This is a genomic window from Azospirillum sp. Sh1 (genome assembly GCF_008365135.1).
Classification (GTDB): Bacteria; Pseudomonadota; Alphaproteobacteria; order Azospirillales; family Azospirillaceae; genus Azospirillum; species Azospirillum oryzae.
The window spans coordinates 58,140-84,942 of sequence record NZ_VTTK01000028.1; the positions used below are offsets into that span (position 1 = coordinate 58,140).

Consider the following 26,803-nt stretch of genomic DNA (forward strand, 5'->3'; position numbering starts at 1 on the left):
GCGATCAGGCGGCGATGCCGATATGGACGGCGCTCGCCGCCAGCAGGGCGGCCATCGCACGGTTGAACAGCCGCATCCGCCGACCATCCGCCAGCAGATGGCGCAGCCGGGCGCCTGCATAGGCCCAGCAGCCGACGGACAGATAACAGATGACGAAATACAGCCCGGCGAAGATCCAGAGTCGGGCAGGATCGTCCCCGGCATAGGCACCGACCCCGGCCAGCGCCGCGACCCAGGCCTTGGGGTTCAGCCACTGCATGGCGGCGCCCTGAAAGACCGAGGGAGCCCGGGGTGGTTCGTCGTCGGCGATCGCGCCGTCGCTCCTCCACAGCTTCCAGCCCATCCACAGCAGGAAGGCCACGCCCGCCCAGCGGGTCAGCGCAGCGGCGGCGGGCCAGCCGCGCAACAGCTCCGCCAGTCCAAGCCCGGCCAGCACCAGCAGCAGGACGAAGCCCAGTGTGGCGCCGGCGACATGGTGCAGGGTGGCGCGCAGGCCGTGGGAAACTCCGCTGGACAGCGCCACCACATTGACCGGGCCGGGGGAGATCGAGGCGGCCAGCGCGAAGCCGGCCATCGACAGGTACAGCGTCATCATTGCCACCGCCCTACTTCAGCAGCGGCAGCGAACCGGTCAGCGAGCGCACCAGCGCCGCCGGGCCGTGGAGGCAGAGGCCGAGATAACGCAGCTCCTCCTGCCGGGTGGCGGCGAGCCGTCGGCTGTAATCGTCGTAGCTCTTGGCGCGCTGGGCGACGTCGGTCATGCCGATCACGCCCAACCCTTCGGCCTCGCGCTCCGCCGCGTTCCGGCGCAGGGCGCGCAGGCCGTCGGCGTCCGACACCAGGATCGGCATCACGATGGAGGTGATGCCGGGATGGCCGACGCCGTCGGCATCCTGCAGGTCGCAGCCCACCAGTTCGGGCCGCAGTTTCCCCAGAGTCATCGACAGGGCGGCGGCGGTGTTGGCGACCAGCCCCGGCGGCAGGGCGCGGTCGATGATGAAGACGCAGCGTGTCACGTCCGGCATTCCCTTTGTTGGATGAGGGTCAGGCCGGGGACTGTCGTGGATCGGGCAGGGGCGGGTATTGAATGAAATTACCCACGGCCGGAAGGTGTCGGCCGCTCGCGGCGCACTGCAGACGGTTCGGCCCGTTGCCCGCGCGGATGCGCGGGGGCAGGGCTGCAACCGGCATCCGCACCGCCTATATTGTCCCGACAGCACCGTCGCTTGGGGGGCTGCCTGGGGGCATTTGGGGTGCCGGGATGTCAACGAACTACGTCAACACCTTCATCACCGCCGCGGCCGACTGCAAGGCAAAGACCGGCATCGTTCCGTCCAAAGCCGGTACGATCGGCGCGCTGCAGCTCTCGCTGCTCTTGGAACGGCCCTATGCGATGACCAGCGACGAACTGCTGCTGGAGGTCCACATGATCCGCAACGGCATTCCGCCGGAAGAGCGCGAGGCGGCGCGCGACCGGCTCTTCGGCAAGCCGCAGGCCTGCCTGCGGGCGTCGCCGCTGGTCAAGCAGTATGGCTGGGGCCTGCACCATGACGGCGACGGCCGGGTCGCCGCCTATGGGGCCGAGAGCGACGCCTACCGCGACCTGAGCCGCCATGCGGACCTGAACATCGTTGCCGGGATGCGCAACAGCCGCGGCTGACGGTGCCGGTTCAGATCCCGACCTCCACCGCCGCGTTGACGACGTAGATCTGCTCGTTGCGGTCGTTCTTGTCGGCCAGGAAGATGCCGCTCGGCGCCAGCATGCCGCCGCTGGTGACGTGGATGCTGACGGCGCCATAGGGGAAGACGGCCTTCACCGCCTCGTGGTCCAGCCGGTCGGCATCGGCCGGCACGGCGAGGTGGACGCGCACCTGCATCCTGCCGGTGTCGCCGTCGACCAGGGCGCGCATGCCGGGCATTGAGTTGCGCTCTATGGCGTTGCGCACGGCGCGGATGGCGGCCTTGGTCACGTCCTGGCCATGCAGATCCACCCCCATGCCGAGTTCCACGAACATCACCTGTTTCATCGCGTCGGGCCTTCCATGGCTGTCGGTCGTGGCTGTTGATCGACGGGGATGATGGCGCGTGGACCCGGGAAGGGCCAGGGGTGGCGGGGGGAATTTCGGGGGGTGGAAGGCGCCGGCCCCCCCACCGCACCGGACACCCGTCACGCCTTCGTGCGGATTTCGCCGTCCATCTTGGCGCCGTTGTGGTGGTGGGCGCCGGAGAAGGCGCGTTCCAGGCGGCGGGGCGCGCGGATCAGGTGGAGGTACAGCTCGTCGAACTGGCCGACGGAGGCGAGCTGGCGCACGTCGTTGACGGTGATCCGCTGGCCGTTCAGCTCGATCAGGCCGCTGTCGCGCAGCCGCCGCAGGGTGCGGTTGATGTGGACGATGCTGAGACCCAGCGCATCGGCCAGGATCTCCTGCGTCACCGGCAGGACGAAATGCCCGTCGGTCACCATGTTGACGATGCTGAGGCGGCGCAGAAGCTCGACGATCAGATGGGCGGTGCGCTCCAGCGCGGTGCGGCGGCCCAGGCTGAGCAGCCGTTCCGCGACGATGGCCTCCTCCCGCGCGCCGGACCAGGCCAGCGCGGCGGCAAGGCGCGGGAAGGACCGGAACAGCTCGCCGATCTTCTCCGGCGGGAAGCTCGCCACCTCGACCGGGGTCAGGGTGGTGACGCTGTGGTCGGCCGATTCGAACAGGGTGCAGTACATGCCGATGATGTCGCCCGGCAACACGAAGTTGACGACCTGGCGCCGTCCGTCCGGCAAGGCTTTGTGGCGGATCGCCCATCCCTCCCTCATGACGCGGACGTCGCGATATCTTTCGCCCTGCTGGAGAAGATCGGTGCGTGGCGACACGCGATCGATCGTCCTTTCCAGATCGGCAAGATACATCTTTTCCTCATCCGACAGGACGAGGTAGCTGCTCAATTTGAGCCACAATGGAGTGGACTCTAGGGCGCGGCTCGCCGGGGCGCGAGTCATGGTCGTCTCTTTGCCTTCTTTGTCCTAATATTGGCGTTTCGATAAACGGGCGCGCCGTTGAACCGGTTCCGCGATGTCTCGAACGTTTAGGGTTTTCAGGCTAGGCAGCCACAACATAGGTTAATCGGCCCGATATTTTTCTCGAACGGCCTGTGACGCGCAGCCGACCCGTGTGTTGTTCCCTATGCAATTGGACCTACCGGCGGTTTGGCCGGGCGGGGTGGAGAACCAAATCGGACGGGGGGCATGATGACGTCGGAGGAAGAGGCGGCGGGTATGGCCGCTCTCTCGATTTGTGAATCGCTGGTGATCGCCATGGTCGAAAAGGGCCTCCTCACGGTCGAGGAGGCACGGGGCGTGCTCGAGGACGCCGCTGCCGCCCATCTGCGGCAGGAAATGCCGGAACCGGCAAGCCTGCGTCAGGAGTTGGCGGTACGCTTCATCGAGCGTCTCGCCCTTCAGGTGGACGCCGCCGGCCACTACGGTCGTGGCTGACGCACGGGTACGGGCGAACCGGCGCGATCAGTCCTGCAGGATGGTCGAATTCCGCCGGTCGCCGGTCTGCGGCCGGCCGGTGGGCTGGTCCGTCAGGGAATCGCTCAACAATTGCGCGACCTCCTTGGCGGCGATCGGCTTGTGCAGGATGCGGTAGCCGCTGGCCTCGGCATCGGCGATGCGTTCCGGTGCGGTGTCGCCGGTCAGCACGACGCAGGCCGGGGCGGGAAATCCCCGCTCCCGCAGAGCGGCTTCGACCGCACGAAGGGCCTCCAGCCCGGTGGCGCCCGCCTCCAGCCGGTAATCGGCGATCACCAGATCGGGCGGTCGCGGCTGGTCCCGCAGCAGGCGGAGCGCATCGGCGGCGCTGTCGGCCGCGGTCACGCGCCAGCCGAAATCCTCGATCAGCAGGGTCAGCCCCTCGCGCACCAGCGGATCGTCGTCGATCACCAGGGCGGTGCCGCGTCCGGGTTCCGGTGCCTGTTCCGCATGGGGTGCCCCGGACGCCGCCGTGGCCGCCGGCAGGGCGGAGATGGGGATGTCCAACGTGAAGCAGGACCCCTTGTTCGGCCGGGACGCGACATGCACGCGGTAGCCCAGCAGCCGCGCCAGCCGGTCGACGATGGCCAGCCCCAGCCCCAGCCCCTTGCCGCGGTCGCGGGTGGGGTTGGAGACTTGGTAGAATTCGTGGAAGATCCGCTCCAGATGCTCGGGCGGGATGCCGATGCCGGTGTCGTAGACCTGGATGCGCAAGGCCCCCGGACGATGGCGGCAGCCCAGCAGGATGCGGCCGTGGTCGGTGTAGCGCAGCGCGTTCTCCACCAGATTGCGGATGATCCGTTCCAGCAGCGCCGGGTCGGCGTTCAGCGTCACGTTGGTGGGGACGCTGCGGAAGGCGACGCCCTTCTCCGCGGCGCGCAGCCGGTATTCTCCCTCCAGCCGGGCGAAGATGGTGCCGAGCGACACCGCCTGGATGTTGGGGGAGACCGTGCCGGCATCCAGCTTGGAGATGTCCAGGATGGCGTCGAGCAGGCGGCACAGCGCGTCCATCGACGCCTCGATGCTGCCGACCAGCGATGCCGCGGGATGGTCGCCCAGCCGGATCGCCAGGGCGGAGGTCAGCAGGACCAGCGACTGCACCGGCTGGCGCAGGTCGTGGCTGGCCGCCGCCAGGAAATGCGTCTTGGCGGCGTTGGCGCGCTCCGCCACCATCAGCGCCATCACCGCCTCCTGGCGCGAGCGTTCCTCCTCGTTGCGGGCGCTTTCCGCCTCGGCGCGGGCCTGTTCGGCGCGCTCGGCCAAGGTGCGCTGGATGGTGATCTCCTCCGCCGCGCGCATCTCGCGCTCGCGCTGGATCGCCGCGATGTGGTCCAGCATGGCGTTGAAGCCGCGCGCCAGCGCCGAAACCTCGTCGTTGCCGCGCACCCGGGCGCGCTGCCCGGTGAAGCCGTCGGTGGCGATGGCGCCGGCCAGCCGTTCCAGCTCGCGCAGGGACCGGGTCATATGGTTGCCGACGGCGCGGCTGCCGATATAGATCGCCAGCAGGGCGAGGATTGCCACCAGACCATAGGCGGGCAGCATCCAGGACAGGTGCGCCGTGGTCGGCGTATCCGGCGCCTCCAGCCGCAGCTTCAACCCCAGCTTCGCCAGCCGTTCCGGCACGGTCAGCGGCACCGTCACCGCCATCATGTCGGGCCGAACCGGCGGGGGCGGCCCGCTGCCGTGGAGAAGCTCCGCCTCCGGATGCAGGACCAGGGAGTCGAGAGGCACCTTGTAGAGCAGCGCCCCTTCCGGCGAGGCGGTGCGGGAATAGATCAGCATTTCCGCCGCCAGCAGGAACTGGGTTTCGCCCTCCTGCACCACCCTGGCGGCGGGCTTGCCGGCCGCGATGGCGGCGCGCAGCCACGCCATGTCGGCCGGCCCAATGGCCAGCGGGGTGTCATGGCGCCCGTTGTCGGCGATCGGCTCGCCTTCGAAATCGGTGAAGACCAGCGCCACCGGCACGCTGGCGATGTGGTTGAAGCTGCCCAGGAAGGGGATCAGATAGGTCTCCTTCCCCGCCGAATCGACCAGTGCCGTGGCGAGCACGCTGTTATCGGCCAGTTCGCGCACCGTCGTCACCAGCGTGGACAGCAGCCCCTCGGTCTGGCGGGCGGCTAGGCTGGCGTTCGCCTCCACATTGGCATGGTGCTGGCGCACCAGATGGCGGCTCGACACCAGATACAGGCTGGCGCCGATCAGGATGGCGATCAGCACGCCCAGCGCCAGCGACACCAGCGCGAAGCGGCGGGCCAGCCGTCCGGACGTCAGCATCCGCTGGGCGGCTCGGGGGATGGTGCCGTTGTGGACGGGGCCGGTGGGGTCTGGATCGGTCATCGGTGCTCTCAATCCACCGGAACCAGCATGCCATCGGCACGGAAGCGGGCCATCAGCAGGTCGTCCGGCCCCAGCGCCTCGTGCCGGCCGGGGGCGAAGGGACGGTCGTAGTCGCGGGTCACCCCGTGATAGGGGCCGACCTGTTCCAGCGCGTCGCGCACGGCGGCGCGGTCGGTGGTGCCGGCGCGGTCGATGGCGAGCGCCAGGATGCGGGTCAGATCATAGGCGTGCAGGAACCCCACCGGCGACACGATGTCTTCCGGCCGGTGGATGCCGAACAGGCGTCCGGCGGTGTCCAGCACCGGAGCCAGCCGGTCCTTGGGGATGCGGAAGGGGCTGAAGGTCTGGACCACGCTGAAGTCCACCTCCTGCAGGGCCGGCCCGGCCTGTCCGACGAAATCGCCGCCGGTGACGCCCCAATGGCTGAGGATCGGCAGCCGCCGCGCCGGCGGCAGGGCGGCGACCTCGCGGACCAGCAGGGCGGCCTCGTCGTCGTTGGCCACCAGCAGGATCGCCTGGGCGCCGGCATCGGCCAGCGCCTTGTACCTGTCGATCAGGGTACGGTCGCGCCAGTTGTACCAGGCGGTGCCGACCAGTTCCGGCGTCCTGTGCCGCACGAGGTGGCGGTTGGCCGCCTCCAGGTTGGAGCGGCCCCAGGCGGTGTTGGTCAGCAGCAGCCCGACGCGGGTCAGGCCGCGGTCGGCGGCGCGCTTCAGCAGGAATGGCATCGCCAGACTGTCGCGCAGCGACAGGCGGAAGATGTAATTGGGCTCCATCCCGTTGTCGACGATGGCGTCGGCCGACGACCAGGGGGCCAGGAACAGGGTGCGGGTCTGTTCCAGGATCGGCAGTTCCTCGATCACCACCGGGCTGAACCGGCCGCCGAAGACGGCGACCAATCCGGGGATGGTGGCCAGTTCCCGGATGTTCTTGATGCCGCGGGCGGAGATCGAGCGGTGTTCGCGCGTGACCAGCGTCAGCGGCCGGCCGCCCAGAACCCCGCCGCCGCGGTTGATGTCGTCGATGGCGGTCAGGATCCCGCGCTCGATCGATTCGGCCGAGGTGCTGTTGTTCAGACCGAATTCGCCGTCCAGCGCCAGCACCACCGGTTCCCCGGCACTTTGCCGCTCCACCGGCCCGGCGGCGCCAGCCGGTACTGCCGCAAGCGAAAGCGCGAGGGCAAGCAGAACCAGAATTGGGCGGAACAGGCGGAGGACTTCGGAAAACATTGACCGTCGTTCGATTGGATCGGCGGACGGAAGTTCGGCTCCCGCACGCGTAACGCGGCACTATGGGAGGGGGGAACGGCGGGGTCAATCTGCCCTTCGGCCGAGCAGCGGATGCGGAACACCTGTGCCGTTGTGGCAAGTTGCCCGCCGGCAGCGCTCATTATTATCGTTGGAGGCAAAATTGCGACAGGCGCGCGCCGTCCGGCGGTGGGCGGCGCGCGCCTGTCGGGTGGATCGGACCGGCTTGCTCAGACCAGTTTGGCGGTCAGGCTGATCTGGGTGCCGGCCAGCGCCTTCGACACCGGGCAGTTGGCCTTGGCGCCGTTCGCTTGTTCCTGGAAGGTGGCGTCGTCGATGCCGGGGATTTCCGCCTCGCACTCCAGCTCGATCCGGCTGATGGCGAAGCCGGCGCCGGCCTTCTCCAGATGCACCTTGGCGGTGGTGTGGACGCGGGTCGGCGTGTGCCCGGCCTGACTGAGTCCGGCCGACAGCGCCATGGAGAAGCAGCCGGCATGCGCTGCCGCGATCAACTCCTCAGGATTGGTGCCCTGGCCGTTCTCGAAGCGCGACGGAAAGGAGTAGCTGCCTTCGAAGGCGCCGCTGCCCAGCCGCATCTTGCCGCTGCCCGATTTCAGGTCGCCGCGCCATTCGGCATCCGATTGCCGCATCGCCATGGTGATGTCTCCCCTTGCTGGTCATGGTCGGACCGGCCCGCCGCCATCGCGGGGACCGGTCGAGCCTGACCTAGGGCCATCGACCGCGGCGGCCAGCCGCATACTCCCTTCGCGCCGCCTTCGCGCTGCCGGCCCTTTACAACCAGTCGGGCACGCGCTCGGCCGCCAGCATCTCCTCCACCGTCGGGCGGGGGCGGATGACGGAGAAGCGGTCGCCGTTGACCAGCACCTCCGGCACCAGCGGCCGGGTGTTGTAGGTCGAGGCCATCACCGCGCCATAGGCGCCGGCCGACAGGAAGGCGACGAGGTCGTCGTCGGCCAGCGGCGGCAGCGGGCGCTGCACGGCGAAGGTATCGCCGCTCTCGCACACCGGGCCGACCACGTCGTAGGGCTCGGCAGCGGCACCTTCGGCCGGCTCCGCCACCGGGACGATGCCGTGATAGGCGTCGTACAGCGACGGGCGGATCAGGTCGTTCATCGCCGCGTCGACGATGGCGAAGCGGCGGTGCAGCCCCTGCTTCACATAGATGACGCGGCTGACCAGGATGCCGGCGTTGCCGACCAGCGAGCGGCCCGGCTCCAGCGTGATGCGGCAGCCGAGATTGCCGGTGATGGACCGCACCATCGCGGCATAGTCGGCAAGATCGGGCGGCGCCTCGTTCTTGTAGGTGATGCCGAGGCCGCCGCCGAGGTCCAGGCGCTGGATGTCGTGGCCGTCCTCGCGCAGCTGGTGCAGCAGGGCCGCCACCCGCTCGTAGGCCGCCCGGAAGGGGGCGAGGTCGGTCAGCTGCGAGCCGATATGGACGGCGATGGCGACCGGCTTGATGCCCGGCAGGGCCGCGGCGCGGCGGTAGATCTCGCGCGCGTGGTCATAGTCGATGCCGAACTTGTTCTCTTTCTTGCCGGTGGCGATCTTGGCGTGGGTCTTGGCGTCGACGTCCGGATTGACGCGGAAGGCGATGGGAGCCTCCACGCCCATGGACGAGGCGATCTGGCTCAGCGCCTCCAGCTCCGGCACCGATTCCACGTTGATCTGGTGGATGCCGGCCTCCAGCGCGGCGCGCAGGTCGTCGCGGGTCTTGCCGACGCCGGAAAAGACGATGCGTTCCGCCGGAATGCCGCCGGCGAGCGCCCGCTTCATCTCGCCCACCGACACCACGTCGCCGCCGGCGCCCAGCTTGGACAGGGTGCGGATGACGGCGAGGTTCGAATTGGCCTTCAACGCATAGCAGACGCCGGCATCCTGCCCGGCGAAGGCGCCGGCATAGGCGTTGTAGTGCGATTCCAGCGCCGCGGTGGAATAGAGGTAGAAGGGGGTGCCCACCTCCCGAGCGATATCCTCCAGCGACACGGATTCGGCGTGCAGAACGCCGTTGCGGTAGGCGAAGACGCTCATCGGCGAACCATTCGGAGAACCGGTGCGGGCGGCGTTCATGGGAACTGGACTCCGGAACCGGCCGGCTTAGCGGGCTTCGGGTCCTGTGAAGGGTTGGGGTAGGTGCGCGGGAAGGGATCGACCTGACCTTCCGGAACCGGGCTGTCGACGAATTTCGGCTTCTTGCCGCAGCCCGCCAGCGCCAGGGCGCCGGTCAGGGCGAGGATGGTCAGGGTCAGACTGCGGTTCACAGGAAACGCTCCCGGGCGGCCTTCACCGCCTCCTGCACGCGGACGGGGGCCGGGCCGCCGAAGCTGGTGCGGCTGTTCAGCGATGCCTCGATGCTCAGCGCCGGATAGACGGCTTCGGTGATGCGCGGCTCGATGGCCTGCAACTCTTCCAGCGTCAGGTCGGTCAGGCCGACACGGCGGTCCTCCGCCGCCTTCACGGCGCGGCCGGTGACGTGGTGCGCCTCGCGGAACGGCATGTTCAGCTCCCGCACCAGCCAGTCGGCAAGGTCGGTGGCGTTCAGGAAGCCGCGGTCGGCCGCCTCGCGCATCGCCGGGACGTTCGGCTGCATGTCGCGCACCATGCCCTCCATGGCGGCGATGCACAGCGCCAGCGTGTCGTCGGCCTCGAACACCGGCTCCTTGTCTTCCTGCATGTCCTTGGAATAGGCCAGGGGCAGGCCCTTCATGGCGATCAGCAGGCTGTTCAGGCTGCCGATCACCCGGCCGGCCTTGGCGCGCACCAGCTCCGCCGCGTCGGGGTTCTTCTTCTGCGGCATGATGGAGGAGCCGGTGGTGAAGGCGTCCGTCAGCTTGATGAAGCGGAACTGGGCCGAGCACCAGATCACGATCTCCTCGGCGAAGCGCGACAGATGCATGGCGCAGATCGACGCCGCCGACAGGTATTCCAGCGCGAAGTCGCGGTCGGACACCGCGTCCAGCGAGTTGGCGGTCGGCCGGTTGAAGCCCAGCGCCTCCGCCGTCATGAAGCGGTCGATGGGGTAGGGGGTGCCGGCCAGCGCCGCGGAGCCCAGCGGGCATTCGTTCAGCCGGCAGCGGGCATCGCGGAAGCGGCTGCGATCGCGCCCGAACATCTCGACATAGGCCAGCAGATGGTGGGCGAAGCTGATCGGCTGCGCCGCCTGCAGGTGGGTGAAGCCGGGCATCACCGTTTCGGTGTGCTGCTCCGCCAGATCGATCAGCGCGGTCTGCAGGGCGGTCAGGCCGGCGATGGTGCGGTCGATGGCGTCGCGCACCCACAGCTTGAAGTCGGTCGCCACCTGATCGTTGCGCGAGCGGCCGGTGTGCAGGCGCTTGGCCGGTTCGCCGATCAGTTCGGCCAGCCGGGCCTCCACATTCATGTGGATGTCCTCCAACTCCACCTTGAAGGTGAAGCTGCCGGCGTCAATCTCTGCTTTCACGCGGTCGAGGCCGTCGATGATGGCGTCGGCGTCGGCCTGGGTTATGATGCCCTGCTTGGCCAGCATCGCGGCATGGGCCTTCGACCCGGCGATGTCCTGGTCGGCGAGACGCTTGTCGAAGCCGATGGAGGCGTTGATCTTCTCCATGATGGCGGCGGGGCCGCGCGCGAATCGCCCACCCCACATCTGGCTGGCGGCGGGTGCGGCGGCGCCGGTGGTGGCGCCGGTGGTGGTGGCGGAATTCGGCGGGGTCTGATCGGCGCTCATGGGGACGGATACCGGGGCATTCGGGTGAAGGGGAGCGAGGAAGCGTGAGTATGCGGACTTTGGCGGCCGTCGCAACGGTTTGTGTGTGCATGGCCGGGGCCGGCCTGTGGTGGAGCGCCGGTGCGGCGCCGAACCCCGGCTCGGGCGCCCCCGAGGTGGTGCGGCTGGGCACGCCGGACGCGTCTGCGGGCGGCGTCATGCCTGTCGCCTCCACCGGTGCCGACAAGCTGGAGAAGTTCAAGGGGGCGGAGCCGAAGCCGATGCCGCCGCTGTCCTTCGTCGATGCCGAAGGCCGGAAGGTCGATCTGGCCGATTTCAAGGACCGGGTGATCCTGCTGAACCTGTGGGCGACCTGGTGCGGGCCTTGCGTGAAGGAGATGCCGTCGCTCGACCGCCTGCAGGGCCAGTTGGGCGGCGACGCCTTCCAGGTGGTGGCGCTGTCGCTGGACCGCGGCGGGCGGACGGCGGTGGAGCCCTTCTACAAGAAGACGGGGGTGGAGCATCTGACGGTGTTCCTCGATCCCGGATCGGAATCGATGAAGGCGCTGTCGCTGCGCGGCCTGCCGACCACGATCCTGGTCGATCCGGAGGGGCGCGAGCTTGGCCGCGTCGAGGGGGCGGTGGAGTGGGATTCGCCGGAGGTCGTCGCCTTCCTGCGCCAGTTCCTCGGTCATGGTGGCGGGCCGGCGCGCGGCCGCGGCGGGGTGATGAAGACCGGCGGCTGACGGTCTTTCTGCGATAGGATACTCTGACGCTTCGCTTTTCCGCCTGTCCCGAGCCCTTCCATGACGCAGTCCGCCTCTCCCGGCCCCAAGCGCTACACCATCGGCCCCGGCATCGTGATGATGCGGCAGGGAGAGCGCGCCGACCGGGCGTGGCTGATCGAATCCGGCGAGCTGGAGGTTCTGCTGACCCTGCCGGACGGCGGCATCCGGCGGCTGAGCGTCGTCGGCAAGGGCGCGGTGGTCGGCGAGATGGCGCTGATCGACGATGGCGAGCGCAGCGCCACCGTGCGTTCGCTGACCGAGGTGTCTTGCGTCGAGGTGACGCGGGAGGCCTTCCAGGGATTGCTGAAGCGCAGTCCGCCGCTGGCGTCCTTCCTGCTGCAGAGCCTGATCGCCGCCATCCGCCGCGATTATGGCCTGCCGGCGGTCGAGCGGTATGGCAATGCGGTGGATTTCCGCTCCACCAACTCCTTCCAGAAGGTGGTCGACCGCCGGATGATCCGCGAGGGGCATGTCTTCTTCGGCCCCAACGAGCCGGTGAACGCCGCCTATCTGATCCAGTCCGGCCGCGTCGCGCTCCGACCCGGCCGCGGCACGCTGGGCGACGACATCGCGACCCTCGGGCCCGGCCGCCTGTTCGGCGAGATCTATCTGCTGACCGGACGCCAGCCCGACGTCACCGCCGTGGCGGTCGCCGGCGGCATCTGCGAGGTCATCGACAAGCGCAGCTTCGAGGACGCGGTGGCGGCGATGCCGCCGATCCTGAAGTCGCTGGCCCGGATCTACATCGCCCAGCTGACCAAGAAGGCTTCCGCCCCGGCAGGCGCTTCCCCGTCCGCCGAGAAGGCCGGCTGAGGCGGGGATCGGACTTGGTGCTGGATTTGCCGGGACATCTGGTGGAAAACAGCGCCTTCGCGAATTTTGCGGCGCTCCGGCCCCATCGAGGGGGTGCGCCATTCAGGGAGACAGCATGTTCACTGCCGCCAGCTTCCGCGTCGGCGACCGCGTGACGATCCGCAGCGGCCAGTCCATTCCGCAATCCATCGCCACGGTGGAACGCTACACCGAGGGCGGCCGCTGCATGGTCCTGTCCGACGGCAGCGAATGGCGCGCCGACGGGCGCCGCCAGTGGAGCTTCCGCGGCGGCTATTACAAGGGTCCGGTGGTGGAGCCGTTCGAGGCCGGCGACGACGAGTTCATCGCCCGCCGCCGCGCCATCGGCGCCATCCGCAAGTTCGGTGACGGCCTGACCATGGAGTCGCCGCTGAGCACCGAGGCGCTGCAGCGGATTCTGGAGGCGGTGGATCGGGAGAAGGCGGCGGCCGGCAAGCAGGGGTGACTCCTCACCCCGCCAGCGTCATCCCCATTTCCCAGAAATCGGCCTCCAGCCGGCAGGCCTGGCGGAAGACGGTGGCCAAGCGGGGGAAGCGCGCCTCCGTCATCCCGTCCGCCGCCAGCCGGTCGAGATTTTCCCGCGCCGCCCGCGCCACCTCCTGATAGGCCTCCCCCGCATATTCGGCGATCCAGACGCGGTAGGGGTTGGAGTCGTCGAGCGCGCCGGGCAGCCCGGCCAGCCGGCGGCCGATCTCGGCATAGCCGATGACGCAGGGGCTGAGCGCCACATGCAGATCCAGCAGGTCGCCGCGCAGCCCGGTCTCCAGCACATAGCGGGTGTAGGCCATCGTCGCCTTGGCCTCCGCCGCCTGTTCCAACTCGGCGGCCGGCAGGCCCCAGCCGGCGCACAGGCCGACATGCAGATCCATCTCCACGTCGAGGATCGCCTTCAGTCCGGCAAGCGACGCCCGCATCTCGCGCAGGTCGCGGCCCTTGTAGATGGCAAGCGCATAGGCGCGGGCGAAATGGATCAGGAACAGGTAATCCTGCACCAGATAATGCCGGAAGCACGCCTGCGGCAGCGTCCCGTCGCCCATCCCGCGCACGAAGGCGTGGTCGACATAGGCCGACCAGTCCGGCCGTGCCTCGGCGACCAGCCGGTCGAACAGGTCGGGGCTGCGGGTGTGGGCGGTCATGGCTGCGGTCTCCGGTGTCGCTGACGGAATTGGGCGTACACTCTACCCGCTATTCGCCGGCCCGCTATTCGCCAGTTTGCAGCAAGGCCCCGCGTACGCGCGCCTGATGGAAGGCGTACAGGAACACCGCGATGCCGCCCGCCATGTAGAGCACGTTCAGCCCGACCGCCCAGGCCAGATGGTCCCAGCGCAGGACGCCGTTGAACACCAGCGCCCGCATGCCCTCGAAAACATGGGCGGATGGCAGGGCCAACGACACCGGCTGCAGCCAGGCCGGCAGGACCGAGACCGGGTAATAGACGGCGCTGACCGGCGCCAGCATGAAGACGACGATCCAGGCCAGCCCCTCCGCCCCCATGCCGTAACGCAGGATCAGCGCGACGATCAGCAGGCCCAGCGACCATCCCAGCACGATCAGGTTGGCGAAGAAGGCGGCGAGCGGCAGGCCCAGCGCGAAGACCGAATAGCCGAAGAAGGGAATCGCCAGCGCCGCCGCCGGCAGCACGCCGATCAGGGTGCGCAGCAGGCTCATGGTCATCAGCGCCGTCACCCATTCGCCGGGGCGCAAGGGGCTGACGAACAGATGGCCGAGGTTGCGCGACCACATCTCTTCCAGAAAGGAGATGGAGACGCCGAGCTGGCCGCGGAACAGCACGTCCCACAGCAGAACCGCGCTGACCAGAACGCCGGCGCCCTGCGCCACCCAACCGCTGCCGCCGCCGTTGGTCGAGGCCATGAACTGGTTGATGTAGCCCCACAGGATCATCTGCATGGTCGGCCAATAGGCCAGTTCCAGGATGCGCGGCCAGGACCCGCGCAGCAGATACCAGTAGCGCAGCACCATGGCGCCGACCCGCCGCAGCGAGAAGTCAGCCCTTGGAATGGCATGGGGGATCGCCACCTCATTCGGCTGCATCGGCGGTCTCCCCGGTGAGGGTGCGGCCATCGGATTCAACGCTGCCGGACGCGCGGGCGATGTCCAGGAACACCTCCTCCAACGTCTGGCGGCCATAGCGGGCGACCAGGGCCGACGGCGCGCCGCGGTCGACGATCCGGCCCTGCCGCATCATCAGCACGCCGTCGCACAGCCGCTCCACCTCCAGCATGTTGTGGGAGGCGAGCAGGATGGTGGCGCCGGTGCGAAGGCGGTACCGCTCAAGATATGTCCGGATCCAGTCGGCGGTGTCGGGGTCGAGCGAGGCCGTCGGCTCGTCCAGCAGCAAGACTTCCGGATCGTTCAGCATGGCTTTCGCAAGGGCAACGCGGGTTTTCTGCCCCGCCGACAGCCCGCCGGACGGGCGATCGAGAAAACGCGACAGGTCAAGATGCTCGGCCAATTCTTGGACGCGCTTTTTGACGCATGTCAAACCGTAGAGGTGGGCATAGACGGTAAGGTTCTCCCGCACCGTCAGCCGATGGGGCAGCTCGACGTAGGGGGAGGAGAAGTTCATGCGCGGAAGCACGGCATGCCGGTGGCGCGCCATGTCGACGCCCAGGATCTCCACCGTCCCGGCCGTCGGCAGCAAAAGCCCCAGCAGCATCGAGATGGTCGTCGTCTTGCCCGCACCGTTGCCGCCGAGAAGGCCGGTGACGCTGCCGCGCGGCACGGTGAAGGCGATGGCGTCGACCGCCGTCACGTCCCGTCCGTCGGCAGTCGGGAAGCGCTTGGTCAGCCCGTCCGCCCGGATGGCGGGTGATAAAGCGGCCGAAGGGCGGGAAGTGATGGTTGGCTCGGTCATGGGCACAGAATATGGCGGCGTCAGCCGCAACCGCCAGGGGCATACGATCCAGATGCATGCAGGCCGGGGACAAGGATCATGGTGACGATGGCCAGCGCGCTGACCGCGCCGATCCCGGTCGCTCCGCCGCCGCCGCAATGGGCGCAGCCCGACGGCCGCATCACGTTGCGCACGCTGATCCTGATCCGTTGGGTCGCGGTGCTGGGACAGCTCGCCGCGGTGACCTTCGTCAATCTCGGCCTGGGCTTTCCGCTGCCGCTGGGGCCGGTGCTGGCCGCCATCAGCGCGTCCGCCCTGCTGAACGTGGTGGCGATGGCCCAGCGCGGCGGCCGGCTGCGGCTGGCCGACCGCGATGCCGCGCTGTATCTCAGCTACGACATGCTGCAGCTGACGCTGCTGCTCTATCTGACCGGCGGGTTGAGCAACCCCTTCGCCATCCTGCTGCTGGCGCCGATGACCGTCGGTGCGGCCATCCTGTCGCGCTACAGCACGGTGCTGCTGACCGGGCTGAACCTGATCTGCCTGACCGCGCTCGCCCTCTGGCACTTCCCGCTGCCGTGGGAGGAGCCGGTGCGCTCGATGGCGCCGCTCTATGCCTTCGGCGTCTGGCTGTCGCTGTCGGTGTCGGCGGTCTTCATCGCCGGCTACGTCTTCCGCGTCGCCGCCGAGGCGCGGCGCTTCGCCGACGCGCTCGCCGCCTCGCAGGTGGCGCTCGCCCGCGAACAGCGCCTCGGCGCGCTGGGTGCCCTCGCCGCCGCCGCCGCGCACGAGCTGGGCTCGCCGCTCGGCACCATCGCCGTGGTGGCGAAGGAACTGGCGCGCGACCTGCCGCCCGACAGCCCCTATGGCGAGGATGTCGAGCTTCTGCAGAGCCAGGTGATGCGCTGCCGCGAGATCCTGGCCGATCTGGCGCGCAAGCCGGAGGCCGACGGCGGCGATCCGTTCGAACGGCTGCCGCTGACCACGCTGATCGAGGCCGCCGCCGCCCCGCACCGTCTCGGCCACATCGACTTCGTCGTGGAACCGCATCCGGTCGGCGAGGCGGAGGAGCCCTTCCTGCGCCGCAGCCCGGAGATCATCCACGGCATCGGCAACTTCATCCAGAACGCCCACCAGTTCGCCCGCCACAAGGTGACGGTCGCCGCCGCCTGGGACGGGCGCGGCGTCACCATCACGGTGATGGACGACGGTCCGGGCTTCCCGCCCCATCTGCTGGGCCGCATCGGCGAGCCGTACCTGTCGGTGCGCGGCGAACGCTCCGGCCCGAAGGGGCAGACGGGCGGCGGGCATATGGGGCTCGGAATCTTCATCGCGCAGACGCTGCTGGAAAAGACCGGCGCGACCGTGCGCTACACCAACAATCCGCCGGCCGGCACCCCGCCCGCCGACCAGACCGCCGGCGGGCATGCCAACCAGGGCGGAACGGGTGCGCGGATTTCCGTGCGCTGGAAGACCATCAACGCCAAGAAATGAGGTTTCACGGTGGACACCCTCAAAACAACCGATGACATGCTGTCGGGCGATGCCGTCAAACTGACATTCACTGGCGACGTCACCCGCAGCCTCCTGATCGTCGACGACGACGCCCCCTTCCGCACGCGGCTTGCCCGCGCCATGGAAAAGCGCGGCTTCAACGTCGTCGCGGTCGATTGCGTCCAGCTCGGCATCGAGGTGGCGCAGGAATCCGCCCCCGCCTTCGCGGTGGTCGACCTGCGGCTGGGCGACGGCAACGGGCTGGACGTGGTGTCGGCCCTGCGCGACGCCCGCCCCGACGCCCGCGTCGTCATGCTGACCGGCTATGGCAACATCGCCACCGCCGTGGCCGCGGTGAAGGCCGGCGCCGTCGATTACCTGCCGAAGCCGGCCGATGCCGACGCGGTGGAATCGGCGCTGCTGGCCGATGGCCGGCCGCTGCCGCAGCCGCCGGAAAACCCGATGTCGGCCGACCGCGTCCGCTGGGAACACATCCAGCGCGTCTTCGAACAGTGCGACCGCAACGTCTCCGAGACCGCGCGCCGCCTGAAGATGCACCGCCGCACCCTGCAGCGCATCCTGAACAAGCACGCCCCGCGCGCCTGAGCACCGGCGCCTTCATTGGAAACGCGAACGGCCCGCCCCGGACGGGGGCGGGCCGTTCGCATGTCCGGCTAACGCACCGGTCAGGCGGTGCGGTCTTCCGTGCGGCAGGTCTTGATGCCCAGCAGCGTGTAGGCCGGGCACATGCCGACGACGGCGGTCAGCAGCGGCACCAGCCCGACCAGCCCCCACAGGGTCTGCGGCCCGACGACGGTCAGCGAAATCAGGATCAGCCCGACGATGGCGCGCAGCGCGCGATCAACCGGGCCCATATTGCGGCAATTCATGGCGGCACCTGTCTGTGTGGATGTTTTCGTCCACACAACTACGCCTGGGCCGCTATTCCGTCTGTGACGGAATCACATTGGAGAGACCGCAGCGTGGTCCTGCCAAGAGCCGGATACCGATGACTCCGGTCCGTCTTCAAGAAGTTCAATCATGCGCCGTTCAACCCGCAGCAGCACTTCGCGGGCGGGCAGATTGTGGCATTCACGGCTGTGGTCGCGGATTTGTCGGATCACACAGACGGCGGCGGTATCGTGACGGTGCGGCATGATTGATGGCCCGTCCAAAAGGATGGGTAATCCTATCCTATTCCTCATATGCTGTTAAGCGCAAAATAGGTATACAATACATTTTTCCATGCAATAAATTTCACCGCTCCTCCGCCAGATCCTGCAGGGCCGCGGGGTCGAGCACCTGGATGCGGCCGCGCGACAGGGCCACGAAACCGCGGCGCTCGAACTCCTTCAACTGACGGCTCACCACCTCGCGCGCGGTGCCCAGTTCCACCGCCAGTGCCTGATGGGTGATGTCCAGCCCGCCGGTCGCGTCGCGGCGGTCGGCCAGGAAGCGGGCCAGCCGCAGGTCGACGCGGCCGAAGGCGACCTCCTCGATCAGCATCATCATGCCGGTCAGCCGGTTGCCGAAGGACGCGAAGACGAAGTCGCGGAAGGCGGCGGAGCGCGCAACCAGATCGTGGAAGGGGCCGGCCGCCAGCGCCACCGCGTCGATGTCGGTCTCTGCGACCGCCTCGGCGCTGTAGGGCTTGTCGGTCAACAGGCAGGAGGTGGTGACGATGCAGGTCTCGCCGCGGCCGACGCGGTACAGCACGATCTCGCGCCCGGTCTCCGATGCCATCTGCACCCGCACCGCGCCATCGAGAACCATCAGGAAGGTGTGACAACGGTCGCCGGCGCGGAACAGGACGGTTCCGCGCGGAACGTTCACCCGCCGGCCGGCGTTGGCCAAATGAGCTGCCTGATCCGGATCCAGCTTCGCCAAAGTCGGGAAAAGTGCCGGGATTTCCGCGGTCCAGCCGGTGCGATCGAACGTCATGGAACCTGTCCTTTCGAGTAACCCCCATTATCCCCGGTCCTGCATCGACGGTCCATACTGCACTGCAACAGGGTCAGGAAGGCTACCCACTGCGCGCCCATTGCTCGCCTCATGCACTGGATGGCCGATGCAACGGCTGGACTAACACTGCGTTTCAGCCAATCGGACGAACCGCCGAGCCCGCCCGCCGGACAGCAGCCGCTGCCCGGAATGGAGGATCGGGCTAACGGACGGTCCTATGGCCGCGCTTCTGGTCGTTACGCGAGGAGGACCCTTTGGCCACCCAGGAACTTCAGGAACAACCCCGACGCAATACCCCTGAGTCTCGGCGGGGCTCCGGTTCCGCCTCCCACGGAATCTCTTACGATCTGTCGGCCAGCGCCGCCAGTGCGGTGCGCCGGACAACCGGCCTGCTGCGCCGGCACAAGCTGCTGATCGGCACGGTGATCGTGCTCGGCACCGGGCTGGCGGCCCTGATCGCCTTCCGGATGACGCCGCTCTACACCGCCGAAACCCTGATCATGGTCGAGCACCGCAAGAACACCGTCCTGAATTTCGAGGGCGTGGTGTCCGACATGACCCCCGATATCAGCGCGCTGCAGAGCGAGGTCGCGATCCTGAAGTCGCCGGCCTTCGCCGAAAAGGTGGTGGCGAAGCTGAAGCTGATGAACGATCCGGAATTCAATTCGGCGCTGCGTCCGCCGCCCCCCGGATGGCTTGCCGCGCTGAATCCGCGCAACTGGATCCCCGACAGCTGGAAGAACGGCGGCACCGTGCCGCTGTCGCCGGATGAGATCGAGCGCAACCAGATGACCTCCGTGGTCAATGCGGTGCTCGACAACACCTCGGTCCGGCCGCAGGGACGTTCCTACGTCATCGCCGTCGGCTTCGACAGCGAGGATCCGCGCAAGGCGTCGCTGATCGCCAACACCATGGCCGACCTCTATCTGGTCGACCAGCTCGACGAGAAGTTCAAGGCGTCCAAGCGCGCCACGCAGTGGTTGGAGGAACGGCTGACCGACCTGCGCAAGGAGGCGCAGACCACCGGCGACGCGGTGGAGAAGTACCGGACCGAGCATGGCCTGACCACCTCGTCCAACAACGAGAGCACGGTCGTCGGCCAGCAGCTGAGCCAGCTCAACACCGACTATATCCTGGCCCGCACCAAGCGGCAGGAGGCGGAAGCCAAGCTGCGCGACGTCACCGCGATGGCGAATTCGCCGCGCGGCGCCTCGGCGGTCGGCGACGTGCTGGGCTCCCCGCTGATCCAGGCGTTGCGCGAGCGTGAGGTCGACCTGCAGAGGCAGATCGCCGACGCCACCAACCGCTACGGTGCCAAGCACCCGATGCTGCAGGCGCTGCAGAGCCAGCTGCGCGATCTGCAGGGCCAGATCAAGGCCGACGTCGGCAAGATCGTCGCCAACCTGAGCAACGAGGTCGAACTGGCGAAGGGCCGCGAGCAGGCGCTGAAGGCCAGCCTGGATCAGGCGGAGACGAAGCAGAACCAGCAGCAGCAGGCGACCGTCGGGCTGCGCACCCTGGAACGCGACGCCAGCACCGCCCAGGCGATGTACGAATCCCTGCTGACCCGCTCGCAGCAGATCGCGGCGCAGACCGACATGCGCCAGCCCGACGCCCGCGTGGTGTCGGAGGCGTCGATCCCGCTCGACCCGTCGCAGCCCAACCGCAAGCTGATCCTGCTGCTGGCGCTGGTGGCGTCGGGCACGCTGGGCGTGCTGCTGGCCATGCTGCGCGAACGGGCCGACGGCGGTTTCCGCAGCCCGCACCAGTTCGAACTGGCGACCGGCGTGCGCAGCCTGGGCATCGTGCCGCGCATCCCGCGCTTCGGCGGCTCGCCGGCCGCCTATGTGGTCGACAAGCCGATTTCCGCCTTTGCGGAATCGATGCAGAACCTGCGCACCTCGCTTCTGCTCGCCAATCCGGACGGACGGCACCGGGTGATCCTGTTCAGCTCCTCGGTTCCGGGCGAGGGCAAAAGCTCCGTCGCCGCGGCCTTCGCCCGCACCTGCGCCAACGCCGGCCAGCGGACGATCCTGGTCGATTGCGACCTGCGGCGGAAGAGCCTGCACGAGATGCTGGGCCTGTCCAACAACCGCGGCCTGTCGGAGGTGCTAGCCGGCACCGCGGCGCTGGAGGACGTGATCCAGGTCGATCCGCGCACCGGTCTGCACGTCATCGTCGCCGGCCACGGCTCGTCGCTGCCGCAGGATGCCCTGGGGTCGTCGGCCATGCACCAGCTGCTGTCGCGCCTGTCGGTCAACTACGACCGCATCGTGCTGGATTCGCCGCCGGTGCTGGCGGTGTCGGAAGGCAAGCTGCTGACGGCGCTCGCCGACCAGACCGTCTTCATTGTCCGCTGGGGCATGACCAAGCGGGGAACCGCGATGGCCGGTCTGAAGGAGGTGATCGAAGCCGGTGGCGAGGTGGTGGGCGTCCTGTTCAGTCAGGTCGATACCCGCCGCCATGCCCAATACGAGTTTCCGGACAGCGGCCGCTATCACGGCTACCGCCGCTATTACGCGAACTGAGGACTCCTTCTCCCGCCCCGAAAGGGCGGGAGAAGAGTTTTTGCGCCGTGCAACGTGACGTTTTGAACCACTGAAGAGCCCATGAATGTCGGCTGGACACCGCATCTTCCGGAACATCCGCGCCCTTGCCGCCGCCAAGACGGCGACGATGGCGAGCGGACTGGTCACCGCGGCCTGGACCGCGCGGGTGCTGGGGCCCGACAGTTTCGGCGTGCTGGGCTTCGGCACCTCGCTGATGGCCTATGCGGCGCTGTTCGTAAATATGGGTCTGTCCACCTACGCCATCCGCGAGATCGCCCGTGACCGCGAGCAGGCGGCAGAGCTGTCGGAGCATGTGCTGACCCTGCGCACCGTCCTTGCCGTGGTGGTGGGCGCCCTCTATGCGGCTTTCATTCTCTCCTTGGATAAGCCGATGGAGGTGAAGGCGGTTCTTCTGGTGCAGGCGGTCCAGCTGCTTGGGAACGCCCTGGTGCTCGACTTTGTTTACCAGGCGACCGAGAAGATGGGGGTGATCGCCACGCGCGAGATCGGCACCTCCATCGGATCGATGCTTCTCGTCTTTCTGCTGGTGCGTGGGCCTGAGGACGCCATCACCGCGGCCGCCATCACCGGCGGATCCATCACCGTCAACGCGCTGGTGATGATCGGCCGTTTCCGCCGCGATTTCGGCACGCTGCGCCCCAGGGTCGACCTGAAGGTGTGGCGCGAAATCCTGACGGCGGCGACGCCGATGGCCGTCGGCGTCTTCGCCTGGGCGATCTTCACCCATCTTGACGTGGTGATGCTGGGCTTCCTGGCCCCACACACCGAGGTGGGCTGGTACAGCGCGGCGGTGAAGATCCAGACCCTGGCCAATCTGGTCGGCAACATCGTGATGAACGCCTTCCTGCCGCAGCTGGCGGCGGCCTATGGCGAACTGGGGCCGATGCGCGACCGGATGCGGGCCTATGCCTCCGTCATGCTGGCGGTCGGCGGGCTGGTCATCGCCGGCGGCTTCGCCCTGGCGCCGTCCATCCTGGGCACGCTGTTCGGCGATGCCTATGCTCCGGCGACGCTGGCCTTGCGGCTGCTGATGCTGGCATCGGCGGTGGTCTACGCGAACATGATCCTGGGCAATCCGCTGCTCGTCTGGCACCGGCAGACCGGCTACATGATCGCCATGCTGTCGGGTGGCGCGCTGAACGCCGGTCTGAACATCTGGTGGATCCCGCGCTACGGCATCGAGGGGGCCGCGATGGCGACCTTCACCGCGGAACTGGCCGCCACGGTCGCCATCGCCTGGATCCACCGGCAGACGGTCGGCGAGCTGTATGGCGGGATCGCCGCGAAGGCGCTGCTGTGCGCCGGCGCCGCCGTCGCCGCGGCACTGGCGCTCGACCAGTTCGCCGCACCGCTGTTCGACCGGATGCCGGCGCTGGTGCATTTCGTCGTCGGCAGCGTGGCGATGGTCGCGGTCTATGCGGCCATGGCGGTGCTGACGGGACTGGTGCAGTTGAAACGGTTGCGCCGTCTGACCAGCGCCACGGCCTGAGGGGGGTGGGTCGTGGCAGGGCGGTCGGATGCAACCCTCAATTCTGCAATGCCGGGTAGATCCATGCCGGCAGCTGAAACGACTTGCGCCTATTGTACCACTTCCGAACGTCTCTGTTGGTCCCTCCAAGCATTCATTTGGCCGCGGCGAGGGTTAGTACTCTTAATACGTCGGTGAACGGCAATCATAGTCTTTTCATCGGACGGTGATTTCTGAAACACTTCGCGCTGCACAACGCCGGGAACGGGGTACTTCATCGTCACGGCGAAGTCACAACAATAAAACAATTTCGAATTTCGAGGTTTCTCCGTCTGCACCCTTGGCAACAGGGTTGGGCAGTCGGGGCGTCTCCAAACTCTCGGCAACCCGCCGCCGGTGGCGGGGCCTCAGCAAACGGCAGGAGCGACGATGCTTCCCAAGACTTTTTCCGATCGTAACGTCTGCGTCCTCGGGCTCGGCTATGTCGGCCTGACGCTGGCGGTGGCGATGGCGGACGCCGGCTTCCAGGTGCATGGGGTCGAGGTGCGGCAGGACGTGCTCGACAAGCTCGGCCGGGGCAACCCGCACTTCCACGAACCGGGCCTGACGGAGAAGCTGCGCCACGTCATCGCGCGCGGCCGCTTCACCTTCAGCCGCAATCAGGACGATTGCAGCCAGGCGAGCGTCTTCATCATCACGGTTGGCACGCCGCTGAGCAAGGACGGCCGGGTCCGCACCGACATGATCGAGGCGGCGACCCGTCAGGTCGCCAGCTGCCTGCATGACGGCGATCTGGTCATCCTGCGCTCCACCGTGAAGCTGGGCACCACCCGCAACATCGTGGCGCCGATCCTGCGCGCCACCGGCAAGCAGTTCGACATCGCCTTCTGCCCGGAACGCACGCTGGAAGGTCAGGCGCTGCTGGAGCTGAACCAGCTGCCGCAGATCGTTGGGGCCGAGAGCATGGACGTCGCCACCCGCGCGGCGCAGATCTTCGGCTTCCTGACGCCGACCACCGTCAAGGTCTCCACCCTGGAGACGGCGGAGCTGATCAAGCTGGTCGACAACACCTACCGCGACGTCACCTTCGCCTTCTCCAACGAGATCGCCAAGCTGTGCAACGCCATGGAGATCTCGGCGGTCGAGGTGGCGCGCGCCGGCAAACTGGGCTATCCGCGCACCAACCTGCCGCTGCCCGGCCCGGTCGGCGGCCCCTGCCTGGAGAAGGACCCCCACATCCTGATCGAGGCGGCGCGCGAGGTCGGGGTGGAGATGGCGATCACCGCCGCCGGCCGCCTGGTCAACGAAAGCCAGCCGATCGAGGTCGCCGACTTCCTCGGCAAGCTCGCCAATTCGATGCAGGGCTTCCCGCAGGTGCCGACCATCAGCCTGATGGGCCTCGCCTTCAAGGGCCGGCCGGCGACCGACGACCTGCGCGGCACCATGGCCAAGCCGGTGCTGGAGGAACTGCGCCAGCGCTTCCCCACCGCCCGCCTGCGCGGCTTCGACGCGGTGGTGCGGCCGGAGGACATCCGCTCCTTCGGGCTGGAGCCGGCGGCCAACATGGCCGAGGCGGTGTCCGGCGCCAATCTGGCGGTCATCCTGAACAACCACCCGGTCTTCACCTCGATGCCGCTGCCGGATCTGGCCCAGCGGATGGACCGGCCGGGCGTGATCTACGACTTCTGGAACAACTTCAACAGCCGTGATGTCGACCTGCCGGAAGGCACCGCCTACGTCGCTCTCGGCAGCCATGGCGCCGCCCGCTACGCGCATGTGGCTTGACGATAACCGGGCCGGCCAAAGGGTTTGGGAAGAGGGAATTTGACCGACATGAAACACTATCTCGTCACCGGCGGCAGCGGCTTCATCGGCGCCGCCCTGGTCCACCGGCTGGTCCGTGACGGCCACCGCGTCCGCGTTCTGGACGACAACTCGCGCGGGCACACCGGGCGGCTGGCCGGCGTGCTGGACGATGTCGAATTCGTCCAGGGCGATATCCGCGACCCGGCCGCGGTGCGCGATGCGGTGCGCGGCGTCGACGGCGTGCTGCATCTGGCCGCCGTCAACGGCACCAAGCATTTCTACGAGAAGCCGGAGGTGGTTCTGGACGTCGGCGTGCGCGGCATGCTGAACGTGCTGGACGCCTGCCGCGCCGACGGCGTGGGCGACCTCGTCGTCGCCTCCTCCTCGGAGGCCTACCAGACCCCGCCGCTGGTGCCGACGCCGGAGGAGGTGCCGCTGGTGGTGCCGGACGTGCTGAACGCCCGCTACAGCTACGGCGGCTCCAAGCTGATCTCGGAGCTGCTGGCCGTGAACTGGGGCCGCAGCGGCTTCGACCGCGTGGCGATCTTCCGCCCGCACAACGTCTATGGCCCCGACATGGGCTGGGAGCATGTGGTGCCGGAATTCTCCCGCCGCGCGGTGGAGGCGATCGCCGGCCACCCGAGCGGGGCGGTGCCCTTCAAGATCCAGGGCGACGGCCGTCAGACCCGCGCCTTCGTCCACATCGACGACGCCATCGACGGCATCGTGACGGTGATCGACAAGGGCGAGCATCTCGGCATCTACCACATCGGCAACCCGGAGGAGGTCACCATCGCCGACCTCGCCCGCCGGACGGTCGCCTGCCTCGGCCGCGAGGCCCAGGTGATGCCGGGTCCTGCCGCCCCGGGCGGCACCGACCGCCGCAGCCCCGACATCGCCAAGCTGACCGCGCTCGGCTTCACCCCGCGCATCCCGCTCTCCGCCGGTCTGCCCGGCGTGGTAGAGTGGTACGCGGAGCGCGCACGGGCGGATCTGGGGCGCATGGGGCAGGCGGCGGAGTAGAGCGGCGGCGTTTTGCCACCGCCAGCCCTTTTGCCCCCTCCCTAACCCTCCCCCGCTTTGCGGGAGAGGGGACTGCCGCCGCTTCGGCGGTTAGGTCACGCCGACAAGCGTTCTACCCCCTCTCCCGCGAAGCGGGGGAGGGATGGGGAGGGGGCCTTGGAGCTTCCACCTCAAGACACCTCTTCATCAGGAGACGGCCCGCATGGACCGCAACAGCCGTATCTTCGTCGCCGGCCACCGGGGACTCGTCGGATCCGCCGTTCTGCGGCGGCTGACCGAGGCTGGGCACACCGACCTCGTGATCTGCGACCGGTCGCAGCTCGACCTGACCGATCAGGCGGCGGTGCGCGCCTTCTTCGACCGCGAGGGGATCGAGCATGTGATCCTGGCCGCGGCGAAGGTGGGCGGCATCCTCGCCAACGACCGCTTCGGCGGCGATTTCATCCGCGACAACCTGCTGATCCAGAACAACGTCATTGACGCCGCCTGGCGCGCCGGCGTGAAAAAGCTGCTGTTCCTCGGCTCGTCCTGCCTCTACCCGAAGCATGCCGAGCAGCCGATCAAGGAGGAGGCGCTGCTGTCCGGCCCGATGGAGCCGAGCAACAAGCCCTACGCCGTCGCCAAGATCGCCGGCATCACCATGTGCCAGGCCTATCGGCGCCAATATGGCTTCAACGCCATCTGCGCCATGCCGTCCAACCTGTACGGCCCCGGCGACCATTTCGAGCCTGAGACCTCGCACGCGCTGCCGGGGATGATCCGCCGCTTCCACGACGCCAAGATTGCGGGCGATCCGACCGTCACCCTGTGGGGCACCGGGAAGCCGCGGCGCGAGTTCCTCTATGTCGACGACATGGCGGATGCCTGCCTGCATCTGATGGATCATTACGACAGCGGGGAGATCATCAATGTCGGCCCCGGCGACGACATCGCCATCGCCGACCTCGCCGCCATGATCCGCGACACCGTCGGCTACACCGGCACGCTGACCCACGATCTGAGCAAGCCCGACGGCCATCCGCGCAAGCTGATGGACGTGTCGCGCCTGTTCGCCACCGGCTGGCGCCCGAAGGTGTCGCTGGAGGAGGGGCTGCGCCGCACCTACGACTGGTTCCTGGAAAATGCGGCGCCCGAGCGCCGTCAGGCTTCCAGGCAGGCCGCGGAGTAAAG

Annotated in this window: 28 protein-coding genes; 12 read left to right on the plus strand and 16 right to left on the minus strand. The window is 68.3% G+C overall.

All coding sequences use genetic code 11. The annotated features are described in order from the left end of the window. Positions 1 to 4: 4 nt before the first annotated feature. Positions 5 to 595, minus strand: coding sequence for a LysE family translocator (locus tag FZ029_RS23615; RefSeq protein WP_211104198.1), 591 nt, complete (start codon positions 593 to 595; stop codon positions 5 to 7). Between the two features lie 10 nt (positions 596 to 605). Beyond that, on the minus strand, positions 606 to 1,016 hold the full coding sequence (locus FZ029_RS23620) for a DUF2000 domain-containing protein (protein WP_149272183.1): 411 nt from the start codon (positions 1,014 to 1,016) through the stop codon (positions 606 to 608). Between the two features lie 245 nt (positions 1,017 to 1,261). Here FZ029_RS23620 and FZ029_RS23625 point away from each other — a divergent pair, with 245 nt between their 5' ends. Continuing rightward, positions 1,262 to 1,660: a DUF6157 family protein gene (locus FZ029_RS23625; protein WP_149272184.1), complete on the plus strand. Its 399-nt coding sequence runs from the start codon at positions 1,262 to 1,264 to the stop codon at positions 1,658 to 1,660. A gap of 10 nt (positions 1,661 to 1,670) precedes the next feature. Here FZ029_RS23625 and FZ029_RS23630 read toward each other — a convergent pair whose 3' ends face one another. Together FZ029_RS23630 and FZ029_RS23635 are read right to left on the minus strand one after the other, a co-directional pair. After that, a complete protein-coding gene (locus FZ029_RS23630; RefSeq protein ID WP_149201152.1) occupies positions 1,671 to 2,027 on the minus strand; it encodes a Lin0512 family protein in 357 nt (118 codons plus the stop codon). 140 nt (positions 2,028 to 2,167) lie between these two features. Continuing rightward, a complete protein-coding gene (locus tag FZ029_RS23635) occupies positions 2,168 to 2,938 on the minus strand; it encodes a Crp/Fnr family transcriptional regulator (protein ID WP_188052031.1) in 771 nt (256 codons plus the stop codon). A gap of 300 nt (positions 2,939 to 3,238) precedes the next feature. On the opposite strand from FZ029_RS23635, the gene FZ029_RS23640 reads away from it, so the two are divergent. After that, positions 3,239 to 3,487 (plus strand): hypothetical protein, encoded by a 249-nt coding sequence (locus FZ029_RS23640; RefSeq protein ID WP_149272186.1) that lies wholly within the window; start codon positions 3,239 to 3,241, stop codon positions 3,485 to 3,487. 27 nt (positions 3,488 to 3,514) lie between these two features. On the opposite strand, the gene FZ029_RS23645 is transcribed toward FZ029_RS23640, so the two are convergent. From FZ029_RS23645 to argH, 6 genes are all read right to left on the minus strand, one after another. Continuing rightward, entirely contained in the window at positions 3,515 to 5,863 is a 2,349-nt protein-coding gene (locus FZ029_RS23645) for an ATP-binding protein (RefSeq protein ID WP_149272187.1), read from the minus strand. Between the two features lie 8 nt (positions 5,864 to 5,871). After that, positions 5,872 to 7,092 (minus strand): ABC transporter substrate-binding protein, encoded by a 1,221-nt coding sequence (locus FZ029_RS23650; RefSeq protein ID WP_149272188.1) that lies wholly within the window; start codon positions 7,090 to 7,092, stop codon positions 5,872 to 5,874. A gap of 248 nt (positions 7,093 to 7,340) precedes the next feature. Further along, on the minus strand, positions 7,341 to 7,766 hold the full coding sequence (locus tag FZ029_RS23655) for an OsmC family protein (RefSeq protein WP_149272189.1): 426 nt from the start codon (positions 7,764 to 7,766) through the stop codon (positions 7,341 to 7,343). A gap of 136 nt (positions 7,767 to 7,902) precedes the next feature. Then, entirely contained in the window at positions 7,903 to 9,162 is a 1,260-nt protein-coding gene (lysA, locus tag FZ029_RS23660) for a diaminopimelate decarboxylase (RefSeq protein WP_149272214.1), read from the minus strand. Between the two features lie 35 nt (positions 9,163 to 9,197). Next, positions 9,198 to 9,392, minus strand: coding sequence for a hypothetical protein (locus FZ029_RS23665; RefSeq protein WP_149201158.1), 195 nt, complete (start codon positions 9,390 to 9,392; stop codon positions 9,198 to 9,200). After that, positions 9,389 to 10,837: an argininosuccinate lyase gene (argH, locus tag FZ029_RS23670; RefSeq protein ID WP_188052032.1), complete on the minus strand. Its 1,449-nt coding sequence runs from the start codon at positions 10,835 to 10,837 to the stop codon at positions 9,389 to 9,391. Before argH ends, FZ029_RS23665 begins: the two co-directional genes overlap by 4 nt. 89 nt (positions 10,838 to 10,926) lie before the next feature. Here argH and FZ029_RS23675 point away from each other — a divergent pair, with 89 nt between their 5' ends. From FZ029_RS23675 to FZ029_RS23685, 3 genes are all read left to right on the plus strand, one after another. Next, entirely contained in the window at positions 10,927 to 11,562 is a 636-nt protein-coding gene (locus tag FZ029_RS23675; protein ID WP_247892464.1) for a TlpA disulfide reductase family protein, read from the plus strand. A 60-nt stretch (positions 11,563 to 11,622) separates the two neighbouring features. Then, positions 11,623 to 12,417, plus strand: coding sequence for a cyclic nucleotide-binding domain-containing protein (locus tag FZ029_RS23680; protein ID WP_149272191.1), 795 nt, complete (start codon positions 11,623 to 11,625; stop codon positions 12,415 to 12,417). Between the two features lie 115 nt (positions 12,418 to 12,532). Then, positions 12,533 to 12,901: a hypothetical protein gene (locus tag FZ029_RS23685; RefSeq protein WP_149272192.1), complete on the plus strand. Its 369-nt coding sequence runs from the start codon at positions 12,533 to 12,535 to the stop codon at positions 12,899 to 12,901. 4 nt (positions 12,902 to 12,905) lie between these two features. Here the strand turns inward: FZ029_RS23685 and tenA are convergent, their stop codons facing one another. From tenA to FZ029_RS23700, 3 genes are all read right to left on the minus strand, one after another. Then, positions 12,906 to 13,592 carry a thiaminase II gene (gene tenA, locus FZ029_RS23690; RefSeq protein ID WP_149272193.1) on the minus strand — a complete coding sequence of 229 codons (687 nt, stop codon included), beginning with the start codon at positions 13,590 to 13,592 and terminating at the stop codon, positions 12,906 to 12,908. 64 nt (positions 13,593 to 13,656) lie between these two features. After that, positions 13,657 to 14,508, minus strand: coding sequence for an ABC transporter permease (locus FZ029_RS23695; protein WP_149272194.1), 852 nt, complete (start codon positions 14,506 to 14,508; stop codon positions 13,657 to 13,659). Then, positions 14,495 to 15,331 carry an ABC transporter ATP-binding protein gene (locus FZ029_RS23700; protein WP_149272195.1) on the minus strand — a complete coding sequence of 279 codons (837 nt, stop codon included), beginning with the start codon at positions 15,329 to 15,331 and terminating at the stop codon, positions 14,495 to 14,497. Before FZ029_RS23700 ends, FZ029_RS23695 begins: the two co-directional genes overlap by 14 nt. 78 nt (positions 15,332 to 15,409) lie before the next feature. Between FZ029_RS23700 and FZ029_RS23705 the strand changes: the two genes are divergently transcribed. Next, positions 15,410 to 16,804, plus strand: a complete 1,395-nt coding sequence (locus FZ029_RS23705; protein ID WP_149272196.1) for an ActS/PrrB/RegB family redox-sensitive histidine kinase — start codon at positions 15,410 to 15,412, stop codon at positions 16,802 to 16,804. A gap of 36 nt (positions 16,805 to 16,840) precedes the next feature. Then, a complete protein-coding gene (locus FZ029_RS23710) occupies positions 16,841 to 17,410 on the plus strand; it encodes an ActR/PrrA/RegA family redox response regulator transcription factor (protein ID WP_044553362.1) in 570 nt (189 codons plus the stop codon). Between the two features lie 80 nt (positions 17,411 to 17,490). Here FZ029_RS23710 and FZ029_RS23715 read toward each other — a convergent pair whose 3' ends face one another. The 3 genes from FZ029_RS23715 to FZ029_RS23725 form a co-directional block, all read right to left on the minus strand. After that, positions 17,491 to 17,679 carry a DUF2892 domain-containing protein gene (locus tag FZ029_RS23715; protein WP_246457300.1) on the minus strand — a complete coding sequence of 63 codons (189 nt, stop codon included), beginning with the start codon at positions 17,677 to 17,679 and terminating at the stop codon, positions 17,491 to 17,493. Positions 17,680 to 17,766: 87 nt separating this feature from the next. Beyond that, positions 17,767 to 17,961, minus strand: a complete 195-nt coding sequence (locus tag FZ029_RS23720) for a hypothetical protein (RefSeq protein ID WP_149272197.1) — start codon at positions 17,959 to 17,961, stop codon at positions 17,767 to 17,769. Positions 17,962 to 18,061: 100 nt separating this feature from the next. Further along, positions 18,062 to 18,745, minus strand: a complete 684-nt coding sequence (locus tag FZ029_RS23725; RefSeq protein ID WP_149272198.1) for a Crp/Fnr family transcriptional regulator — start codon at positions 18,743 to 18,745, stop codon at positions 18,062 to 18,064. A gap of 392 nt (positions 18,746 to 19,137) precedes the next feature. Here FZ029_RS23725 and FZ029_RS23730 point away from each other — a divergent pair, with 392 nt between their 5' ends. The 5 genes from FZ029_RS23730 to FZ029_RS23750 all read left to right on the plus strand — a co-directional run bounded on the left by FZ029_RS23730 (position 19,138) and on the right by FZ029_RS23750 (position 26,801). Then, the gene (locus FZ029_RS23730) at positions 19,138 to 21,294 is read left to right on the plus strand and encodes a polysaccharide biosynthesis tyrosine autokinase (RefSeq protein ID WP_247892465.1); all 2,157 of its coding nucleotides are present in this window, start codon (positions 19,138 to 19,140) and stop codon (positions 21,292 to 21,294) included. A gap of 85 nt (positions 21,295 to 21,379) precedes the next feature. Continuing rightward, positions 21,380 to 22,825, plus strand: coding sequence for a flippase (locus tag FZ029_RS23735; protein WP_149201168.1), 1,446 nt, complete (start codon positions 21,380 to 21,382; stop codon positions 22,823 to 22,825). Positions 22,826 to 23,233: 408 nt separating this feature from the next. Continuing rightward, positions 23,234 to 24,589: a nucleotide sugar dehydrogenase gene (locus tag FZ029_RS23740; protein WP_149272200.1), complete on the plus strand. Its 1,356-nt coding sequence runs from the start codon at positions 23,234 to 23,236 to the stop codon at positions 24,587 to 24,589. Between the two features lie 48 nt (positions 24,590 to 24,637). Next, complete coding sequence (locus FZ029_RS23745; RefSeq protein ID WP_149201170.1) at positions 24,638 to 25,633, plus strand: SDR family NAD(P)-dependent oxidoreductase; 996 nt, start codon at positions 24,638 to 24,640, stop codon at positions 25,631 to 25,633. 202 nt (positions 25,634 to 25,835) lie between these two features. Continuing rightward, positions 25,836 to 26,801 carry a GDP-L-fucose synthase gene (locus FZ029_RS23750; protein ID WP_149272201.1) on the plus strand — a complete coding sequence of 322 codons (966 nt, stop codon included), beginning with the start codon at positions 25,836 to 25,838 and terminating at the stop codon, positions 26,799 to 26,801. Positions 26,802 to 26,803: the final 2 nt, after the last annotated feature.

Excerpts from the sequence above, each read along its gene's own strand:
- FZ029_RS23615 (WP_211104198.1), bottom strand. The coding sequence starts at position 595 with ATGATGACGCTGTACCTGTCGATGGCCGGCTTCGCGCTGGCCGCCTCG.
- FZ029_RS23625 (WP_149272184.1), top strand. The coding sequence starts at position 1,262 with ATGTCAACGAACTACGTCAACACCTTCATCACCGCCGCGGCCGACTGC.
- FZ029_RS23630 (WP_149201152.1), bottom strand. The coding sequence starts at position 2,027 with ATGAAACAGGTGATGTTCGTGGAACTCGGCATGGGGGTGGATCTGCAT.
- FZ029_RS23640 (WP_149272186.1), top strand. The coding sequence starts at position 3,239 with ATGATGACGTCGGAGGAAGAGGCGGCGGGTATGGCCGCTCTCTCGATT.
- FZ029_RS23645 (WP_149272187.1), bottom strand. The coding sequence starts at position 5,863 with ATGACCGATCCAGACCCCACCGGCCCCGTCCACAACGGCACCATCCCC.
- FZ029_RS23650 (WP_149272188.1), bottom strand. The coding sequence starts at position 7,092 with ATGTTTTCCGAAGTCCTCCGCCTGTTCCGCCCAATTCTGGTTCTGCTT.
- FZ029_RS23655 (WP_149272189.1), bottom strand. The coding sequence starts at position 7,766 with ATGGCGATGCGGCAATCGGATGCCGAATGGCGCGGCGACCTGAAATCG.
- lysA (WP_149272214.1), bottom strand. The coding sequence starts at position 9,162 with ATGAGCGTCTTCGCCTACCGCAACGGCGTTCTGCACGCCGAATCCGTG.
- argH (WP_188052032.1), bottom strand. The coding sequence starts at position 10,837 with ATGAGCGCCGATCAGACCCCGCCGAATTCCGCCACCACCACCGGCGCC.
- FZ029_RS23675 (WP_247892464.1), top strand. The coding sequence starts at position 10,927 with ATGGCCGGGGCCGGCCTGTGGTGGAGCGCCGGTGCGGCGCCGAACCCC.
- FZ029_RS23680 (WP_149272191.1), top strand. The coding sequence starts at position 11,623 with ATGACGCAGTCCGCCTCTCCCGGCCCCAAGCGCTACACCATCGGCCCC.
- FZ029_RS23685 (WP_149272192.1), top strand. The coding sequence starts at position 12,533 with ATGTTCACTGCCGCCAGCTTCCGCGTCGGCGACCGCGTGACGATCCGC.
- tenA (WP_149272193.1), bottom strand. The coding sequence starts at position 13,592 with ATGACCGCCCACACCCGCAGCCCCGACCTGTTCGACCGGCTGGTCGCC.
- FZ029_RS23695 (WP_149272194.1), bottom strand. The coding sequence starts at position 14,508 with ATGCAGCCGAATGAGGTGGCGATCCCCCATGCCATTCCAAGGGCTGAC.
- FZ029_RS23700 (WP_149272195.1), bottom strand. The coding sequence starts at position 15,331 with ATGACCGAGCCAACCATCACTTCCCGCCCTTCGGCCGCTTTATCACCC.
- FZ029_RS23705 (WP_149272196.1), top strand. The coding sequence starts at position 15,410 with ATGGTGACGATGGCCAGCGCGCTGACCGCGCCGATCCCGGTCGCTCCG.
- FZ029_RS23710 (WP_044553362.1), top strand. The coding sequence starts at position 16,841 with ATGCTGTCGGGCGATGCCGTCAAACTGACATTCACTGGCGACGTCACC.
- FZ029_RS23715 (WP_246457300.1), bottom strand. The coding sequence starts at position 17,679 with ATGGGCCCGGTTGATCGCGCGCTGCGCGCCATCGTCGGGCTGATCCTG.
- FZ029_RS23720 (WP_149272197.1), bottom strand. The coding sequence starts at position 17,961 with ATGCCGCACCGTCACGATACCGCCGCCGTCTGTGTGATCCGACAAATC.
- FZ029_RS23725 (WP_149272198.1), bottom strand. The coding sequence starts at position 18,745 with ATGACGTTCGATCGCACCGGCTGGACCGCGGAAATCCCGGCACTTTTC.
- FZ029_RS23735 (WP_149201168.1), top strand. The coding sequence starts at position 21,380 with ATGTCGGCTGGACACCGCATCTTCCGGAACATCCGCGCCCTTGCCGCC.
- FZ029_RS23740 (WP_149272200.1), top strand. The coding sequence starts at position 23,234 with ATGCTTCCCAAGACTTTTTCCGATCGTAACGTCTGCGTCCTCGGGCTC.
- FZ029_RS23745 (WP_149201170.1), top strand. The coding sequence starts at position 24,638 with ATGAAACACTATCTCGTCACCGGCGGCAGCGGCTTCATCGGCGCCGCC.
- FZ029_RS23750 (WP_149272201.1), top strand. The coding sequence starts at position 25,836 with ATGGACCGCAACAGCCGTATCTTCGTCGCCGGCCACCGGGGACTCGTC.